This is a genomic window from Collinsella ihumii, from assembly GCF_030385545.1.
Classification (GTDB): Bacteria; Actinomycetota; Coriobacteriia; order Coriobacteriales; family Coriobacteriaceae; genus Collinsella; species Collinsella ihumii.
In genome coordinates, this window is record NZ_JAUEIQ010000008.1 from 30,511 (window position 1) to 46,669 (window position 16,159).

17 protein-coding genes are annotated in these 16,159 nt (G+C 68.3%); 11 read left to right on the plus strand and 6 right to left on the minus strand.

Annotated elements, in window-relative coordinates:
• Positions 1-17: 17 nt before the first annotated feature.
• On the minus strand, positions 18-974 hold the full coding sequence (locus QVN30_RS08405; protein WP_204588376.1) for a tRNA dihydrouridine synthase: 957 nt from the start codon (positions 972-974) through the stop codon (positions 18-20).
• Between the two features lie 170 nt (positions 975-1,144).
• Positions 1,145-1,624 (minus strand): HD domain-containing protein, encoded by a 480-nt coding sequence (locus tag QVN30_RS08410; protein WP_204541301.1) that lies wholly within the window; start codon positions 1,622-1,624, stop codon positions 1,145-1,147.
• A 241-nt stretch (positions 1,625-1,865) separates the two neighbouring features.
• Between QVN30_RS08410 and cobD the strand changes: the two genes are divergently transcribed.
• The 4 genes from cobD to cobK all read left to right on the plus strand — a co-directional run bounded on the left by cobD (position 1,866) and on the right by cobK (position 5,912).
• Complete coding sequence (cobD, locus tag QVN30_RS08415) at positions 1,866-2,984, plus strand: threonine-phosphate decarboxylase CobD (RefSeq protein WP_289836050.1); 1,119 nt, start codon at positions 1,866-1,868, stop codon at positions 2,982-2,984.
• The gene (locus tag QVN30_RS08420) at positions 2,969-4,471 is read left to right on the plus strand and encodes a cobyric acid synthase (RefSeq protein WP_289836051.1); all 1,503 of its coding nucleotides are present in this window, start codon (positions 2,969-2,971) and stop codon (positions 4,469-4,471) included. The genes cobD and QVN30_RS08420 overlap by 16 nt, the downstream gene beginning before the upstream one ends.
• A 62-nt stretch (positions 4,472-4,533) precedes the next feature.
• Complete coding sequence (locus QVN30_RS08425) at positions 4,534-5,172, plus strand: precorrin-8X methylmutase (RefSeq protein ID WP_204564388.1); 639 nt, start codon at positions 4,534-4,536, stop codon at positions 5,170-5,172.
• Complete coding sequence (gene cobK / locus QVN30_RS08430) at positions 5,169-5,912, plus strand: precorrin-6A reductase (protein WP_289836052.1); 744 nt, start codon at positions 5,169-5,171, stop codon at positions 5,910-5,912. The genes QVN30_RS08425 and cobK overlap by 4 nt, the downstream gene beginning before the upstream one ends.
• Before the next feature lie 20 nt (positions 5,913-5,932).
• On the opposite strand, the gene QVN30_RS08435 is transcribed toward cobK, so the two are convergent.
• From QVN30_RS08435 to QVN30_RS08445, 3 genes are all read right to left on the minus strand, one after another.
• On the minus strand, positions 5,933-6,520 hold the full coding sequence (locus tag QVN30_RS08435; protein WP_289836053.1) for a histidine phosphatase family protein: 588 nt from the start codon (positions 6,518-6,520) through the stop codon (positions 5,933-5,935).
• A gap of 2 nt (positions 6,521-6,522) precedes the next feature.
• Positions 6,523-7,080 carry a GNAT family N-acetyltransferase gene (locus QVN30_RS08440; RefSeq protein WP_289836054.1) on the minus strand — a complete coding sequence of 186 codons (558 nt, stop codon included), beginning with the start codon at positions 7,078-7,080 and terminating at the stop codon, positions 6,523-6,525.
• Positions 7,081-7,251: 171 nt separating this feature from the next.
• Positions 7,252-9,315: a methionine--tRNA ligase gene (locus tag QVN30_RS08445; RefSeq protein ID WP_289836055.1), complete on the minus strand. Its 2,064-nt coding sequence runs from the start codon at positions 9,313-9,315 to the stop codon at positions 7,252-7,254.
• A 552-nt stretch (positions 9,316-9,867) separates the two neighbouring features.
• On the opposite strand from QVN30_RS08445, the gene QVN30_RS08450 reads away from it, so the two are divergent.
• From QVN30_RS08450 to QVN30_RS08470, 5 genes are all read left to right on the plus strand, one after another.
• On the plus strand, positions 9,868-10,452 hold the full coding sequence (locus QVN30_RS08450; protein ID WP_289836056.1) for a DUF3267 domain-containing protein: 585 nt from the start codon (positions 9,868-9,870) through the stop codon (positions 10,450-10,452).
• Entirely contained in the window at positions 10,449-11,033 is a 585-nt protein-coding gene (locus QVN30_RS08455; protein WP_289836057.1) for an epoxyqueuosine reductase QueH, read from the plus strand. The genes QVN30_RS08450 and QVN30_RS08455 overlap by 4 nt, the downstream gene beginning before the upstream one ends.
• Before the next feature lie 23 nt (positions 11,034-11,056).
• Positions 11,057-11,800, plus strand: coding sequence for an AAA family ATPase (locus QVN30_RS08460; RefSeq protein ID WP_289836058.1), 744 nt, complete (start codon positions 11,057-11,059; stop codon positions 11,798-11,800).
• A 135-nt stretch (positions 11,801-11,935) separates the two neighbouring features.
• A complete protein-coding gene (locus QVN30_RS08465) occupies positions 11,936-12,412 on the plus strand; it encodes a DUF2798 domain-containing protein (RefSeq protein ID WP_289836059.1) in 477 nt (158 codons plus the stop codon).
• Positions 12,413-12,766: 354 nt separating this feature from the next.
• Positions 12,767-13,192 (plus strand): hypothetical protein, encoded by a 426-nt coding sequence (locus QVN30_RS08470; protein WP_289836060.1) that lies wholly within the window; start codon positions 12,767-12,769, stop codon positions 13,190-13,192.
• Between the two features lie 33 nt (positions 13,193-13,225).
• Here the strand turns inward: QVN30_RS08470 and QVN30_RS08475 are convergent, their stop codons facing one another.
• The gene (locus tag QVN30_RS08475) at positions 13,226-13,576 is read right to left on the minus strand and encodes a DUF2200 domain-containing protein (protein ID WP_289836061.1); all 351 of its coding nucleotides are present in this window, start codon (positions 13,574-13,576) and stop codon (positions 13,226-13,228) included.
• A 161-nt stretch (positions 13,577-13,737) separates the two neighbouring features.
• On the opposite strand from QVN30_RS08475, the gene QVN30_RS08480 reads away from it, so the two are divergent.
• Together QVN30_RS08480 and QVN30_RS08485 are read left to right on the plus strand one after the other, a co-directional pair.
• Positions 13,738-14,466, plus strand: a complete 729-nt coding sequence (locus QVN30_RS08480; RefSeq protein ID WP_289836062.1) for a TetR/AcrR family transcriptional regulator — start codon at positions 13,738-13,740, stop codon at positions 14,464-14,466.
• Positions 14,467-14,560: 94 nt separating this feature from the next.
• Positions 14,561-15,811: an MFS transporter gene (locus tag QVN30_RS08485; RefSeq protein WP_204564407.1), complete on the plus strand. Its 1,251-nt coding sequence runs from the start codon at positions 14,561-14,563 to the stop codon at positions 15,809-15,811.
• Positions 15,812-16,159 lie beyond the last annotated feature (348 nt).

Consider the following 16,159-nt stretch of genomic DNA (forward strand, 5'->3'; position numbering starts at 1 on the left):
GCGAGACGGGGCGGCCGTCACGCCGCCTGGAAGCGCGCTGTGGCCGCGAGGCGCTCGGTGCGAAAGACCCGCTCCGTCGCCGCACGGTACTCGTCGGCCTTGCGGACCTTCCTGACGGCGCGGTGCACCGATTGCGGGTCCGCGAAGGCGAACCGGGCGTAGGACCACCACTCCTTCATGCGGAAGACCGCGTTGCCGCCCATCTCGGCCTCGTAGGCGCCGTACAGCCTGTCATGGAAGCGCTCGAGCTCGGTTGCCGTGGCGGCCGGCCCGCCCTTCAGCATGCGGGCGAGCGCCGGGTTGGCGAGGATGCCGCGGCCCAGCATCACGTGGCGCGTTTCCGGATACGCCGCAAGGAGCGCGTCCATGTCGTCGACGCCGAAGACGTCCCCGTTGTACGCGACCGGGCACGAGACGGCCCTCAGGGTCGCGCCGTAGGCCTCTTGGCGCGGTGTGCCCTGGTAGCGGTCCTTCTGGACGCGGGGGTGCACGATGAGCTCCGCGAGCTCGTGGCGCCGATACACCTCCAGGATGTGCTCGTACTCCGCGTCATCCGAGACGCCGATCCTCGTCTTGACTGAAACCGGGAGGGGGGAGCGGGCGCAGATCTCGTCCAAAAACGCGTCGAGCCTCTCGAGGTCGCGCAGGAACCCTGCGCCCTTGCCCTTGGAGACGACCGTCCCCGAGGGGCATCCCAGGTTCAGGTTGACCTCCGTAAACCCCATGTCGGCGAGAAGGCCTGCCGCCCATACGAATTCGTCGGCGTCTTTCGTGAGCAGCTGCGGCACCACGACCAGGCCCCGGTTGACCTCGGGGTCGAGCTCCGCGCGGACGCGCCCTCCGAACGAGCTCCCGACCCGCGGGGGTGCGATGAACGGCGTGTAGTACCGGTCGAGGGCCCCGAAGCACTCGGCGTGGATCGCTCGGAACGTGTGACCGGTCAGCCCTTCCATGGGCGCCAAAGACAGAATCATGAACCCTCGCTCACGACATCGGTTGGGTAGGGGCTTGGCGTCGGGCGCGCTGCCTCGCGCGCCTCGCCGGTTGGGCGCGGCTGACGTCAAGCGGCTCTCCATCATACAGGACCGAAGGGGCTTTCGCCTCATCCAAGGGAGAGCGAGGGTGTGGGTGACGAGGCGGGGCGTCAATCCGGGTTGCCGGCAGGGTCGGCCCCGGCCCCGCCGGCAACCTCGTCGAGGATGGCGAGCGCGTCCCGGTACCTCTTGCACCTGCGGGAGCATTCCTCTGCCGGCGGCGGGGTGCTGCCCGCATAGCGCGAGGTGTCGAGGTTGTGCGCGAGGTCGGCCCGCTTGACCGCGCGTGCCAGCGGGTTCACGGATATGGCGCGGACGTAGTCGAGATAGGGCACGCCCGCCTCGTGCGTGAGCAGGCGCAGGGCGTCGATGACCTCGGGCGGAAACGCACGGGCAAGCTCGTCGAGGGTGGTATCGGTGTCCTCGACCACGTCGTGCAGCAGCGCGACGCAGACCGCGTGCTCGTCGGGCATCTGCTCCGCGAGGTGGAACGGGTGGAAGACGTAGGGCGTCCCGCACTTGTCGGTCTGCCCGTCGTGCGCCGCGTAGGCGATGCGCATCGCGCGGTTGGTGAGCGGTGTGTATATCATGGCGGCCTCCTTGCGCTGGGACCATTGTCGCACGTTTTGGCCGGGCCCGGCGCATGCCGCGGGCGATCCCGCGAACGCTGCGGCCGTTTCCTGATAGGCTAGGGAGATGCTGAACAGCCCATATCGCGTTGCCGTCGCCGGGCCGAGCCGGGCCCGGGGGCGCGGCGCGCCGGGAGGCCCGTCCGGAGCCTCTTCGGACGACACTCGTTCCCGGCGGGAACTCAAGTTGAAAGGAGGGGCGATGGGGGCGATCGATACGGCTGCCCGGCGGCCCTACGGACATGGCGGCGACATCTGGGGGAGCCGCGAGCGCTGGGGCGCGGACATCGTCGACTTCTCCGCCAACACGAACCCGCTCGGCATGCCCGCCGCCGCACGCGAGGCGGCATCGCGCGCCCTCGAGACCGCGGACCGCTATCCCGACCCGCACTGCCGGGAGCTCACGGCCGCCATCGCCGGGCACGAGGGGGTCGACGCGTCGTCCATCCTGTGCGGCAATGGCGCGGCCGATCTCATCTGGCGCCTGATGGCGGCGCTGCGGCCCAAGACGGTGCTCGTCTGCGCCCCGACGTTTTCGGAATACGCCCAGGCGGCTCGGGCCGCAGGAGCCGTCGTGCGCGAGCTCGCGCTTTCCGAGCAAAACGGCTTCGCCGTCGACATGAGCCTGATCGACGCGATCGACGAGAGCGTCGACGTCGTGTTCCTCTGCAGCCCCAACAACCCGACGGGTCGGACGATCGCCCCCGACGTCCTCGAGGCGATCGAGCGGAAGTGCCGCGAGGCGGGCGCCCTGCTCGCGCTCGACGAGTGCTTCCTCGGGTTCGTGGCCGACGGCGCCTCCCGCTCGCGCGTGCGCGCCGCGGCCGCCGGCACGGGCCTCATCGTGTTCAGGGCCTTCACCAAGCTCTACGGCATGGCGGGGCTCCGTTTGGGCTACGTCGTGTCGGGGGACGTCGAGCTCACGGCGCGTATGTACGCGGCGGGCCCTCCATGGGCCGTCTCATCGATCGCGCAGGCCGCGGGCCGTGCGGCCTTGGGCGACGCGGCGTTCGTCGACCGCACGAGAGGGCTCGTGGCGGGCGAGCGCCCGCGCATCGCGGGCGCCTTCGAGGACATCGGCTGCGCGGTCGTTCCCAGCGAGGCGAACTATCTGCTCTTGAAGTGCCCGGTCGCCGATATGGCCGAGCGCATGGCGGCGCGCGGCGTCATCGTCCGCCCGTGCGCCACGTTCGGAGGGCTCTCTTCCGCCTACATCCGCGTGGCCGTGCGCACGCCCGAGGAGAACGACCGCCTGATCGACGCCGCGCGCGCGGCGCTTGCGGGCGAGGAGGGGATGGAGGCGCCATGGCAAAGCCGCTGATGGTCCAGGGTACCATGTCGAATGCGGGCAAAAGCCTGCTGGTGGCGGGCCTCGCCCGCGTGCTTGTCCAGGACGGCGTGCGCGTCGCCCCGTTCAAGAGCCAGAACATGGCGCTCAACAGCTTCGTCACCAGGGACGGGTGCGAGATGGGTCGCGCCCAGGCCATGCAGGCCGAGGCGGCGGGCATCGAGCCCGATGTGGCCATGAACCCGATCCTGCTCAAGCCCGAGGGCGCGCGCGGCAGCCAGGTCATCGTGTCCGGGCGCGCCATCGGGACCATGCCGGCGCGCGAGTATTTCTCGTATCGGCGCTCGCTCATCCCGACCATCCGCGAGGCGTACGATCGGCTCGCGGCGGACTTCGACGTGGTGCTCGTGGAGGGCGCGGGCTCTCCTGCCGAGATTAACCTGCAGCGCGACGACATCGTCAACATGGGGCTCGCGCGCCTGATCGACGCGCCGGTGCTGCTTGCGGGAGATATCGACCCCGGAGGGGTGTTCGCCCAGCTCTACGGCACCGTCGCGCTGCTCGATGAGGCGGATCGGGCGCGCGTGCGCGGCCTTGTGGTCAACAAGTTCCGCGGCGACGCCTCCATCCTCAAGCCGGGCCTGAAGCCGCTCGAAGAGCTCTGCGGCGTCCCGGTGCTGGGCGTGGTTCCCTATCTCGATATCGATCTGGACGACGAGGACAGCCTTTCGAGCCGTCTTGGCGCCCGCGGGCACGACCGCGCGATCGACGTGGCGGTCGTGCGCCTGCCGCACCTGTCGAATTTCACCGACTTCGACCCCCTGATGCGCCATCCGGCCGTCGGGCTGCGGTATGTGGAGCGCGCGGAGGACCTGGGCCGACCGGACTTGCTCGTGCTCCCGGGCACCAAGAGCACGCTTGCCGACCTGGCATGGCTGCGCGCGACGGGCATCGCGGCGTGCGCGCTGGCGCTTGCCGACCAGGGCACGCCGGTGCTGGGCATCTGCGGCGGGTACCAGATGCTGGGAGAGGGGATCGACGATCCCCTGTCGGTCGAGGGCGGGGGATCGGCGCCGGGACTCGGCCTGCTTCCGATCCGTACGACGTTCGCGGAGCGCAAGCATCTGACCCAGACCGAGCTCTCCCTGCATCCCGGCATGGGCGTCTTCTCGTGCTGGGACGGCTTGGTCGCCCACGGGTACGAGATCCATGCGGGCGACACGCGGGTCGATGCCGCGCCGGCGGGATCGGTGCGGGAGGCGGATGGGGCCGTCCGCATGCACGGGGCGGTGCGCGGCAACGTGCTGGGAACCTACCTTCACGGGCTGCTCGACGACGGCTGCATGGTCGACGCCCTGGTCGATGCGCTGCTGCGCCGGCGCGGGCTCCCCGCCTCGACGGTGCCGTCGGCCGCAGACGCGCGCTCCCATAAGGACCACCAGTACGACCTGCTCGCCGATGCCGTGCGCGCCGCCCTGGACATGGACGCCGTGTACCGCATCATCGAGCAGGGCGCGTAGGCGCAGGGGAGCGGGACGCTCGGCCGCAAGGCGTTGATATGAGACAAGGAGGAGTTGGTCCCATGGATCACCTGTACACCGCTCCGCATGAGATCGAGCGCCGGAGCTTTGAGATCATCACCCGGGAGCTGGGCGAGCGCGCGCTCGACCCGCTTGAGGAGCCCGTCATCAAGCGCGTCATCCATACGACCGCCGACTTCTCGTTCGCCGACACGCTGACGTTTGCGCACGATGCGGTCGCGCGCGGGCTCGAGGCGCTGCGCGCGGGCGCCACGATCGTGACGGATACCAACATGGCGCTCTCGGGCATCAGCAAGCCGGCGCTTGCGAAGCTGGGGTGCACCGCGACGTGCTTCATGGCGGACCCTGAGGTCGCCGAGGCGGCACGCGCGGCGGGAACCACGCGGGCGCATGCGAGCATGGACCGCGCATGCGCTATCGACGGCCCGCTCATCATCGCCGTGGGCAACGCGCCGACCGCGCTGCTGCGCCTGTGCGAGCTGATGGACGCCGGCCGCATCGATCCCGCGTTGGTCATCGGCGTGCCCGTGGGGTTCGTGAACGTGGTCGAGGCGAAAGAAGAGCTGCTCGCGCGTACGGTGCCGGCGATCGTGGCGCGCGGCCGAAAGGGCGGCTCGACGGTGGCGACCGCGATCGTGAACGCACTGCTGTACGAGATCACGCGCGCGGGGCATCGATGAGCGGGGAGGTCGCCGTCTTTGCCGGCACCACCGAGGGTCGCGAGCTCTGCGAGCGCCTGTCCGCCTGCGGGCGGGATGCCCGCGCGTTCACGGCGACCGATTACGGCGAGGCACTCGTCTGCGATCTGCCCGGCATCGAGGTCCATGCCGGGCGGTTGGACGAGGAGGGCATGGCGGTCGCCTTGAGGGGCTGTAAGACGGTTGTCGACGCCACGCACCCGTTCGCCGTCGAGGCGAGCCGCACCATCGCGGCCGCGTGCGCGCGCACCGGCTCACGCTACGTGCGCCTCGCCCGCGGACGGCTGGACGAGGAGGGCGAGGCGGTGCGCGTGGCCTCCGTGGCGGATGCGGCGGCGTATCTTCGCGCGTGCGAAGGGTGCGCGCTCGTCACGACGGGCAGCAAGGAGGCGCACGCGTTCGCCTCCCCTGAGCTGCTCGAGCGCGTCTATCTGCGCGTGCTGCCCGATGCCTCCGCGATCGCCCGCCTGCGCGGTCTGGGGTTTCCCGCCGCGCGCATCATCGCCATGCAGGGGCCGTTCTCGCGCGAGCTCAACGCCGCGATGCTCAGGCAGATCGATGCCCGCTGGCTGGTGACCAAGGCGTCCGGAGCTGCGGGCGGCGAAGGGGAGAAGCTCGCCGCGGCGCGCGACGCCGGGGCGCGCGTGGTCCTGGTCGAGCGCCCGGTCGAGCGCGCCGGCGCGTGTTCCTTCGACGAGGTGTGCTCGCTGCTCGGCGTGTAGGGGCGCCATCGGCTTTGCGGTCAGGAGCGCGCCCCGAGGTAGGTGAAGACGTTCCGCTCGCCATCGAATTCGAAGACGAGGATGGAGCCGTTGTCGAGCGGCGGGGGAGGGCAGGCGCGGTCGTGCTCGCTTGCCGCCCAGAAGAGCCCCATGACGGTGCCGTGCGAGACGGCGAGCACGTCGAGGCCGGGGTGCGCCTCCATGATGCGCGCAAGGCCGGCGACGATGCGCGCGGAGGAATCGGCCTGGGTGTCTCCGCCGTGCGTGCGGTACGCCTCGCCCGGCTTCCAGGGATCCTGCGGGAGGTCGTCCAGGGCGCGGCCCTCGAGCGCGCCGTAGCGCTGCTCGGCAAGGCAGGGGTCGACCGATGAGGGGCGCGAGGCGAGCGCGGGGTGCGCATCGCATGCGATCTCGAGCGTGCGGCGCGCCCGCCCGAGCGGGGAGCTGCAGACGGCTCCCACGTTTGCGGCGTGGTCGCGCAGCCATGATGCAGCGGCGCGCGCCTGGGAGACGCCGCGCTCGGTCAGCTGCGAGTCGAGTCCGCCCTGCAGGATGCCGCGGGCGTTGTGCTCCGTTTGGCCGTGGCGCATGAGGTACAGACGGGCCATGGCTAGACCAGCTTCTCGTAGGCGATGCGGCCGAGGTCGGTCTCGCTCTCGTCCTTCTGCGTGAGCTCGATGGGCGCGATCTCGCAGAATCCCTGCTTGGCCAGAAAGCCGCGCATGGCGCGGTTGCCCGGATGGGTGTCGATGCGGATGCTTCGGGCGCCGCGCTCCCGCGCGATGGCCTCGGCGGCGTCGAACATGAAGCCCATGACGCCGCCCCCGAGCGCCTCTGCTGCCGTGGCGCTGCGGTGGATGGCGAGATAGGGGGCATCCTCTTCGCCCTCGAACGGATTGGGCGTCAACCAGGGGACCTGAGCGCGGCAGTACTCGGGATCGATGCCGCCCAAAAGCGCCAGGGTGCCCACGAGCGCGCCGGAGGGGTCCTCAGCAACGTAGCAGGAACCCGTCGCGATATCGGCGCGCACGCTCTCAATGTTGGGGTAGCCGCGCTGCCACTGCTCGATGCCGAACTGCGCGATCGTGCGCTTTCCGTCCTCGAGGATCTCGGCGACGCGGGCGGCTTCCTCTGCGCGCGCCGTGCGCATCTGAAGATCAAGTCCCATGTGGTATGTCCTTTCATGCCGGGGCGCGGCGGGCGCCGTCGGCGATGCGGTCGATTGCAGGGTTCAGAGTATGCCTTGTCCCATCCTGGATGAGAAGGCGCAACAAGGCGACGCCACATAAAAACGGGGAGGACCGAAGGCCCTCCCCGTGCGCGTCGATGCGATGCGAGCCTACTGCTGGCTCGGATGCTTCTCGAAGAAATCGAAGCGCGGCGGCAGCGGGACCACCTTGTGCTCGCCGGGTTTCTCGCCCAGGCTCGCCACGAGCTCGTCGCAGGTGTCGAAGATGCGATCCCACGAGAAGAACGTGTCGGGGTCGATGGCGAAGTGCTCGCAGATGAGCTCGCAGCCGACCGGCACGATGCCGTGCATGAGGACGGTCGCCACGCGCAGCTCGTGGAAGGCGTTCACGAGTGCCTGCTTCATCGCGGCGTCGTCCTCGGCGTTCTTGGCGGCCTTGCTCGCGTCGCTCCAGCGCTTGTTCGCGGCGCGCAGGTAGCCGTCGCACACGGTGAGGGCGTGGTGGAACTCGAAGGTGTGCATGGCCTGCTCGAAGGCGAGGACGGCCTGCTCGGATGCCTCGATGACGCCGGCGTCGGGGGTGCCTGCGGGGATGCAGCCGCAGCGGTGGCTCGCCTCGTCGCCCTCCTTCTCGGCCACGCCGTAGAAGCAGGAGCGCGCCAGGCGGTTGAACACGCCGGTGAGCAGCGCGCCCTCCTTCAGGACGGGGTCGATGACGCGCTTGTCGTCGCGTGCGAGCAGCGGCGTGCCGTCGGCGTTCTTGCCGGTCTCGCGCGTGTCGTAGGCCTTGGGGCTGAACGAGACGGGCTTCTCGCCGAGGCCGAGCGACAGGAAGTGCGCGCGCAGCTGCTCGGCGGTGTAGTGCTCCAGCAGCTCCGCGGCGGGCGGGGGCGGGGTCTGGGAGCTGGAGCTCGCCTTCTTGCCCATGTAGAGCACGTGGTAGTTGGCCACGAGCGTGCTCTGCTGCATGTGGCAGCCGAGCGCCTCCCACAGGGCCGTCTGCGCGATGCCGTAGAAGTAGATGTTGTCCTGGCCGATGAACTGGTAGGCGTGCGCGTCCTCGCTGCACCACCAGTCGTGCCAGTCGAGGCTCGCATAGCGGTCCGCGCGGCCTGCGCGCTCGGCCTCGGCCAGCACGGTGCGGGTGAAGCTGATGGGCGCCCAGAGGCTCTCGGGCCACACCCAGCAGGTGAGGCCGGAGCAGCCGCACTCGTCGGGCACGGGCACGCCCCATTCGATGTTGCCGGTGATGCGGAAGGGGACGAGCGCCTTGCCGGAGCGGAAGCGCACCCCTCCTGCGGCGAGCACCTCGTGCGCCGCGTCGCGCTCCTCCCAGCTGGGGAACGTGACGGTAAACGAGCTCTTGTTGCCCTCGGGCTCGGTCACGGTGTGGGCGGGCAGCTGGCCCTCGATGGCGTCGAACGCCTCGCGGAACTTGTTCTGGATATAAATCTGGGCGGGCAGCAGCCACTCTTCCATGGTCTTGGACACCACGGGGCGCACCGTCTCGTTGGCCTCGAGCCTTCTGGTGTAGTCCTTCAGGAAATCGAGATAGGCGGGCAGGTCGAAATAGATGTTGTCGACCGGGCGCAGCTCGGGGGTCTCGCCGGTGAGGGCGGACTTGGGAGCGATGAGCTCCTCGGGTTCGTACTGATGGCCCAGATCGCACTCGTCGGCGTAGGCCTTCTCGGACTTGCAGCCCTGGATGGGACAGCGGCCGACGACCTGGCGGCCGTTCAGGAACTGACCGGCGCGGACGTCGTAGAACTGCTTGGTCGCGCGCTTGTGGAGCACGCCGCGCTCGTTGAGGCGCTCGATGATCTCCGCGGTCGTCTGGTTGTGGATGGGCGCCGCGGGCGGAAGGGCGGATCCGCCGAACAGGTCGAGCTCGATCTCGAAGCCGTCGATCGCGGACTGCTGCAGGTCGTGGTTGGCCTGCACGTAATCGGTGAGCGTGCAGTCGGTGCCGCAGGTCTCGCGCAGCTTGCGATGGCCCTCCATGATGGGGGAGCCGTAGCAGTCGGTGCCCGAGACGAAGATCACGTTCTGCTTGCCCAGGCGGTCGCGCAGGAAGCGCGCGAAGAAATCGGCCGGGACGAACACGCCGCCGACGTGTCCAAAGTGCAGGTTCTTGTTTCCATACGGCATGCCTGCGGTGACGATGGCGCGGTGCGGCCATGAAGGGCGGCAATCTTTGCTGAGCTTGTGTGCCATGCGGGCTCCTCAGTGCGTGTTGATTCGACGTGCATACGGTGACCCATTATCGCACAAGGCCAAGGGCGTGCAGGTTGCGGCGGCAATACGTAAAAAACGACAGAGAGCGGCCTGGCGCCCGCCCGTGGCCCGTCGCGGCTTGAGCCCGCGTTCGCGCTCGGGGGGCGTCGCGGGCGGTCGGAACGCCGCCGCGAGGTCCCGCAAGGCCGTCAGTGGAGGCTGCGCGCCTCGGAATTGCTGAAAAATCGACGTTGTAGATGGATTGATTTCGGATCCGTAAAAAGAGGCACATGGCTCACGGCGCTCAACTGGGGAAATGCGCCTCCCCAGCATGCCAAAACAAGGGAGTGCGCAATCAACTCGCATACAACGCCGATTTTTCAGCAATTCCGAGGCGCGCAGCCTCCACTCAGGCGATGAGGGCGACCGCGTGAGGATGTCGGGCCCCGGTTTACCGCGCGGGAGGCGGCGCCCTGCGCTCCGTGGTATCCTCAGGGCATGAAAAGGATTGCCTGCATACATACCTTTGAAGACAAGGCGTTTTTGGCGCGCATGATGCGCATGACGGCGGCGACGCTGGTCGTCGGCGCGATCGCGGGCATCGCGTGGTTCGTCTCGGGCGCGCCGGGCATGCTGGGCCTGCCGGGCAGCGAGCTCGCCTCCGTTTTCACGGGAGAGGACTCGCGTTTCCCGGTCCTGCCCCCGGCGTTCTGGTGGTTTGCCGCCGGAGCCGTCGGATGCTTCGCCTCGCTTGCCGTCCACGAGCTCGTCCATGCCATCTTCTTCAAGGCGTTCGCCCCCGCCGGCACCAAGATTACGTTCGGGGCGAACTGGAAGGCGGGCATGCTCTATGCCTGCGCCGAAGATGTCGTCTACACGCGCGGACAGTACCTGGCGATCGCGCTCGCGCCGACGTTCGCGGTGACGCTGCTGCTCTTGGCGCTCGGCGTCGTGAGCGGCTGGCCGGTGCTGGCCTACTTCGTGGCGGTGCTGCATCTGTCCGGATGCACGGGCGACTGGGGCTACGTCGCCGCGATGCTCGCCGACGCGCGCATCACGCACTGCATCGACCGCGACTGGGGCGTCGAGTTTCTCGGCGACGGCGAGCCCGACCGGGAGCGTGAGGAGGAACGATGACGCGGCTTCTGCTGCACGCCTGCTGCGCGCCGTGCTCTCTCGAGCCGGTCCGCATGCTGGAGGAAGAGGGGTTCGAGCCCACGATCTGCTGGACGAACCCGAACATCCAGCCGAAAGACGAACATGACCGCCGGCTTGAGGAGCTGCGCCGCTGGACGGCTGCGAACGGCATCCCGCTCATCGAGGCGCGCGAGGACTATGACGCGTGGGAACGCGGGGTGGCGCCCATCGGGGCACGCGATCGCGAGCGCCGATGCCGCGCCTGCTACGGCCTGCGGCTTGCCGAAGCGGTGCGCGTAGCCTGCGACGAGGGTTTCGACCATATCGCAACAACGCTCGCGGTGTCGCCTTACCAGCTGTTTGAGACCTGCAACGACGTCTTGATGCGTTTGGCGACGGCGCAAGGTCTCACGCCGGTCATCCGTGATTTTCGCCCATGGTACCCGGAGGCCACGCGTCGATCGCGCGAGCTCGGGATGTACCGGCAAAACTACTGCGGCTGCCGCTTCTCGGCGGCCGAGGCGGCGCTCGACCGCATTCGGCTGCGCGATGAGCGCAAAGCTGCGAAGCTCCATGCATGATGCCCGCGTGCTGGGGAGAGACGATGGGAAGCGCGCCGTTCATCAAGTCCGTTGCCGTCCGCTGGGAGCTTGTGCCGGGCGATGCGTACCTGCGCGGCATCCCCGCTCTCACCCGTCTGGGTTTCGAGCCGCTGGAGCTCTCCGGGAGCGTGACGTTTTTCGTCGGCGAGAACGGGTCGGGCAAGTCGACGCTGCTTGAGGCCATGGCGGTCGCCTACGGCCTCAACCCGGAGGGCGGCACGGCCAACTACGCGTTCTCCACGCGGGATTCGCACTCATCGCTGCACGAGGGCATCGAGATGGGCCGCGGCCTGCTGCGCCCCTGGAGCACGTTCTTCCTGCGGGCGGAGAGCTTCTACAACGTGGCGACCGCCGCCGAATCGTATGCGGGGATGACCTACACGAATCCGGCGACCGGCGCACATGAGCTGCTGCACCAGATGTCGCATGGCGAGGCGTTTCTCGGCTTCATCCAGGATCGCGCAAAGGAAAACGGTCTGTACTTCCTCGACGAGCCGGAGGCGGCGCTGTCGCCCTCCCGCCAGCTCACGCTGCTCTACGAGATGTACCAGCTGGCGCTTCACGGCAGCCAGCTCATCGTGGCGACGCACTCTCCGATCCTGCTCGGGCTTCCGGGCGCGCAGATCGTGTCGTTCGACGGCGGGCGCCTGCACGAGGTGGCCTACGAGGAGACCGACAGCTATCAGGTGACCGAGATGTTCATCAACGGCCGCGAGCGCCTGCTGCACGAGCTGCTCGGCGTTTGATGGTGTTTCTGAGAGCTGCGGTCTGGGCCGTGCTAGCATGTGTGGCGCAACGCGCTGCGGGAAGGCATAAGTCCAGTTGCCCTCCCGCAGCGCGTGGCGTGCAGACATGAGGGCTGGGCGCAATGGAGGCGAACCATGCCCAAAACAAAAGCCCAACGCATCGTGTTCTCCCTGCTTATGGCATTCGCGATGGTCTACGGGATGGAGCTGTACAACCGGGCGCTCATGGCCGGCGGGCTCAAGACGGAGCTGTTTGCCGCGCCGTTTGCCGACATCGTGCCGCTCATGGTCGCGGTGATCGTGCTCGAGACGCTTGTCGGCGGGCGCATCGCGCACCGTCTCACGTTCAGGCTTCTCGACCCCACGAAGGTGCCGGCACTGCTCGTCACCGTGCTCATAGGGGCGTTCACCTGTTGGAGCATGTGCCCGATGATGAGCCTGGTGGCGACGCTCGCGTTCAAGCAGCCGCCTGCGGGCGAGCTCGTGGCGACGTGGATTCAGACCGTGGCGATGAACTTCCCCATGGCGCTCCTGTGGCAGCTGTTCGTGGCGGGGCCCGGGGTGCGCGCCGTCATGCGCCTGCTGCGCCGGATCCCGGTGCTCTCCGACTAGGCGTGCGTCGGTCGGCTTTTTCATGGGTTGCTTGGGGACGGGTTCGTTTCAACCCATCCGGCGGCCCCTGCGGTCCCTGCGAGCCGGAACGGAAGCTTCCCGCCGCTCGTCGCCGCCCCACGCTATTTCATGAACGCGAAGGGGCCCCGTATCCGCGGGTCTAACAGAGGTTCATGAATAAGCGGGGACGTCAAAAGGCGATTCCTGCGCAAACGCCGAAAAGACCCCCGTTCGTTCATGAATGACTCGGAGCTTCCTTAGGAAAGCATGAAGCGCGATCGCGCAAGCCGGGCGCGGGGTATACGGCACGACGAGGACCGATGAGTTCGTTGCCAAATTGAGGATTGATACTCCATGAAGAAAGCCAAGTGCGGCGTTCAGCCGCCTGCAGATCGCAAGAAGCCCGCAGCGTCCGAGGTGTCCCGCGGTGCAAAGGCCAAGGGTGCCGCGCAGATGGTTGCGGGCACGGCCCTTGCGGTTGCGGGCGTGCCCATGTGCATCCTGCCCGGCCCCGGCGTGGCGGCCATTGCGGGCGGGGCGGCGCTCATCAGCCGTGGACAGCGCACGTATTCTGGGCGCCAGGCGACCAAGATCGAAGAGCGTCTGGACCAAGCGGCGCATAAGGCGGGCGTTGCGGCAAAGCAGCAGGCGGCGAAGATCGCCCGCAAGGCGGGGAGGGCAGCGGTGCACGGTCTTGGTACGGCGGCCCGGGCGGGCGGCAGGTTCGTCGTCCGCACCGTGAGTCGCGCCTCGGCAAAGGCGGGCCCGAATTCGCTGTAGGCCGCGAGAGAGCCTCCCGGGCTGCAGTCTTCCTTACGCGCGCAGGATCTTCTCTATGGCGCGCCCACGTGCCAGCTCGTCCACAAGCTTATCGAGGTAGCGGGCGTTCTGCTCGACCGGGTCCTCGATAGCCGCGACGTCGACGCCGCAGACCTTGCCGGTGATGAGCGTGCGATGGGGGTTGAGCGCGGGCGCCTCGTTGAAAAAATCCGCGTAGGTCAGGTCGCGTTCGAGCTGTCGTGCAAGCCCCGCCTGGTCGTAGCCGGTGAGCCAGCAGGTGACGGTATCGACTTCTTCGCGCGTGCGTCCCTTGCGTTCTGCCTTCTGCACCAGCAGCGGGTAGACCTTGGTAAACGACATCTGGGCGATGGGCGTGCGTGCCATGAACGCTCCAATCCATATGAGACGCGGGCTGTGGCCCCATTATGACGCGTCCGGCACGACTCGGGCGCATCGCGGCCGCTTTCGGTAGCGTCCCGCGCCGTCCGCGGCGGATGCGGACCGTCTCGTCCTTGCTATAGATACATACCGTTGGTATGATACCCATGAAGACCGGAGCGGGGGAGGGCGGCATGGCGCGCAACAAGTATCCCGAGGAGACCGTCAAGCGGATTCTCGACGTGGCCGAGGAGCTGTTCATGACCAAGGGCTACGAGCAGACGACCATGGCCGATATCGTGAACCACCTCGGCGGGCTCACCAAGGGCGCGGTCTACCATCACTTCAAGAGCAAAGAGGATATTTTCGAGGCGGTGTTCGAGCGGGCGAATCGCTCGGTCGTCGAGCGGGCCGAGGCCATCATCTCCAATCGGTCGCTTTCGGGTATCGAGAAGATCCGCGCACTCGACGAGTCGTCGGCGGAGGGGCCGTCGGCCGACATGCTGCGAGCCATGCGGCCCTCCTCGGATCCCGTGCAAAACTCCCGTCTTCTGGCGCGGGAGTTCGCCGACGCCCTCGAGGTCGCGCACCGCTATATCGAGCCGGTGATACGCGAGGGTGTGGCGGACGGCACGGTGAGCTCCGAGTTCCCGCGCGAGACCGCCGAGGTCATGCTGCTGCTCGCCAACCTGTGGATGGTGCCGCTGTTCCATCCGCTCGCCGATGAGAGCGAGTTCGAGCGCCGCGTGAGCGTGCTCGTGCGCGTGATGCACGCGCTCGGCGTGGACCTGGTGGATTGGAAGTCTTTCGACCCGGCGCGCATGTGGGACGACTCATGGGGAACGTTGGCGCGCGATTTCATCGCCGACGATGGGGGAGAAGACGATCGGTCCTGACGCTGCCGGCAGGTGATGACGGGAGAAGCCGCTTCGAGCGGCTTTCTTTCGAATCATTATACATACCAACCGAATGTATGAAAGAGAGGACGACATGAACGGTACCAACAAAGGCGGCGCCGCACCTGGACGGGGAGGAGGACTCGCGTCCCCGCGCTTCGCAGCGGTCATGGCATCCCAGGCGCTCTCGCTTCTCGGCATGGAGATCCTGCAGTTCGTGCTGCCCCTGCACCTGCTGAACCTCACGGGGTCCGGCGCGCTGTACGGAGGTGTGATCGCGGCGGGGTTCGTGCCCTACACGCTGCTCGCGCCCATCGGCGGCGTCATCGCGGACCGCACGCGCAAGCGCGGCGTCATGATCGCAGTGGACGCGGTCCTGGCGATAGCGATGGCGGCCTATCTGTTCGCGGCGGGGACGTCGGCGGTCATCGCCGCCACCGTGGCCGTGCTCATGCTGGCGTTCGCCGCCCAGGCGCTCTACCAGCCGTGCGTGCAGTCTGCGATCCCGCATCTGGTGGAGTCGCACGAGGTGGAGCGCGCCGTGGCGCTCGTGAACCAGGTGGGCATGCTCACGGGGATCGGCGGCCCCGTCGCCGGAGGGATCGCGTTCGGGTTTCTCGGCCTGGCGCCCATCGTCTTCATATCCGCCGCCTGCTTCGCCGCATCGGCCCTCGTGGTGGCGGCCCTCGTGCACGTCCCCTACGAGCCGCCCGCGCGCACGGCGGGCGCCGTCGCCACGGCGCGTGCTGACCTGAAGGAGGCGCTCGCCTTCCTCCGCTCGCGCCCGCTCATGTGGCGCACCATCATGGCGGCGACGCTCGTGAACCTGTTCGGCTCATCGTTTTTCAACGTGTGCTCACCTTATATCGTGACCGAGACGCTCGGTCTGCCCAACCAGCTCATGGGCGTGCTGCAGGGCGCCCTTGCCGTGGGCGGTCTTGCGGGAGGGGCGATCGTGGCGGCGGTGCCGGGCACGCTCGGCATCCGCCGCGTCCCCGCGCTGCTGCTCGGGGTCGTGGCGGGTATTGCCGCCATCGCCTGCGTGCTCATGGTGCCGCTGCCGGCCCTCGGTACCTATACGGCGCTCGTCATCCTGTACCTCCCCACGATGGCCGTGTGCATGTGCATGAGCATCGTCGCGACGAGCTATCTTCAGGTGGAAAGTCCCGGAACGCTCGTGGGCAAAGTCATGGCGCTCGCGATCATGCTGGCGAACTGCGTCACGCCGGCGGGCCAGCTCGCCTACGGCGTCGCGCTCGACATCGTGCCCGCTTGGGCGATCGCGCTCGTGGCGGCGTCCGTGACGGCCGCCGTGGCCTGGTGGCTCGCCCGCGCCGAGCGGTAGGGAGTCGTCCGTTTTGGCATCCCGCGCCGGAGCCTGCGGGCTCCGGCGCGGGGTCTGCCGACAGCGCGCGAGCGCCGAATGGTTTGCGCGGCGGACGTCGATACACATGGGGGGAGGCATGGTTGCGGGCTTCCGCCAGGGCGGACGGGGCGTTCCGGAGCGAATCGATCCTCCCCGTGCCGAAAAGTGGCTAATTATTTCTGATTTGCTGTCAGGCGGGTTGGGCGATGGCGCCCGAATCAGCCGATATGGCTGCTTTGGCTGGAAATAGCGACGGTATCTGGGGCCGAATCACCCTGTGCCGGGTCCTGCCGAGGGGGAGGAGCCGCAAATGCGCGGACTCTTGCC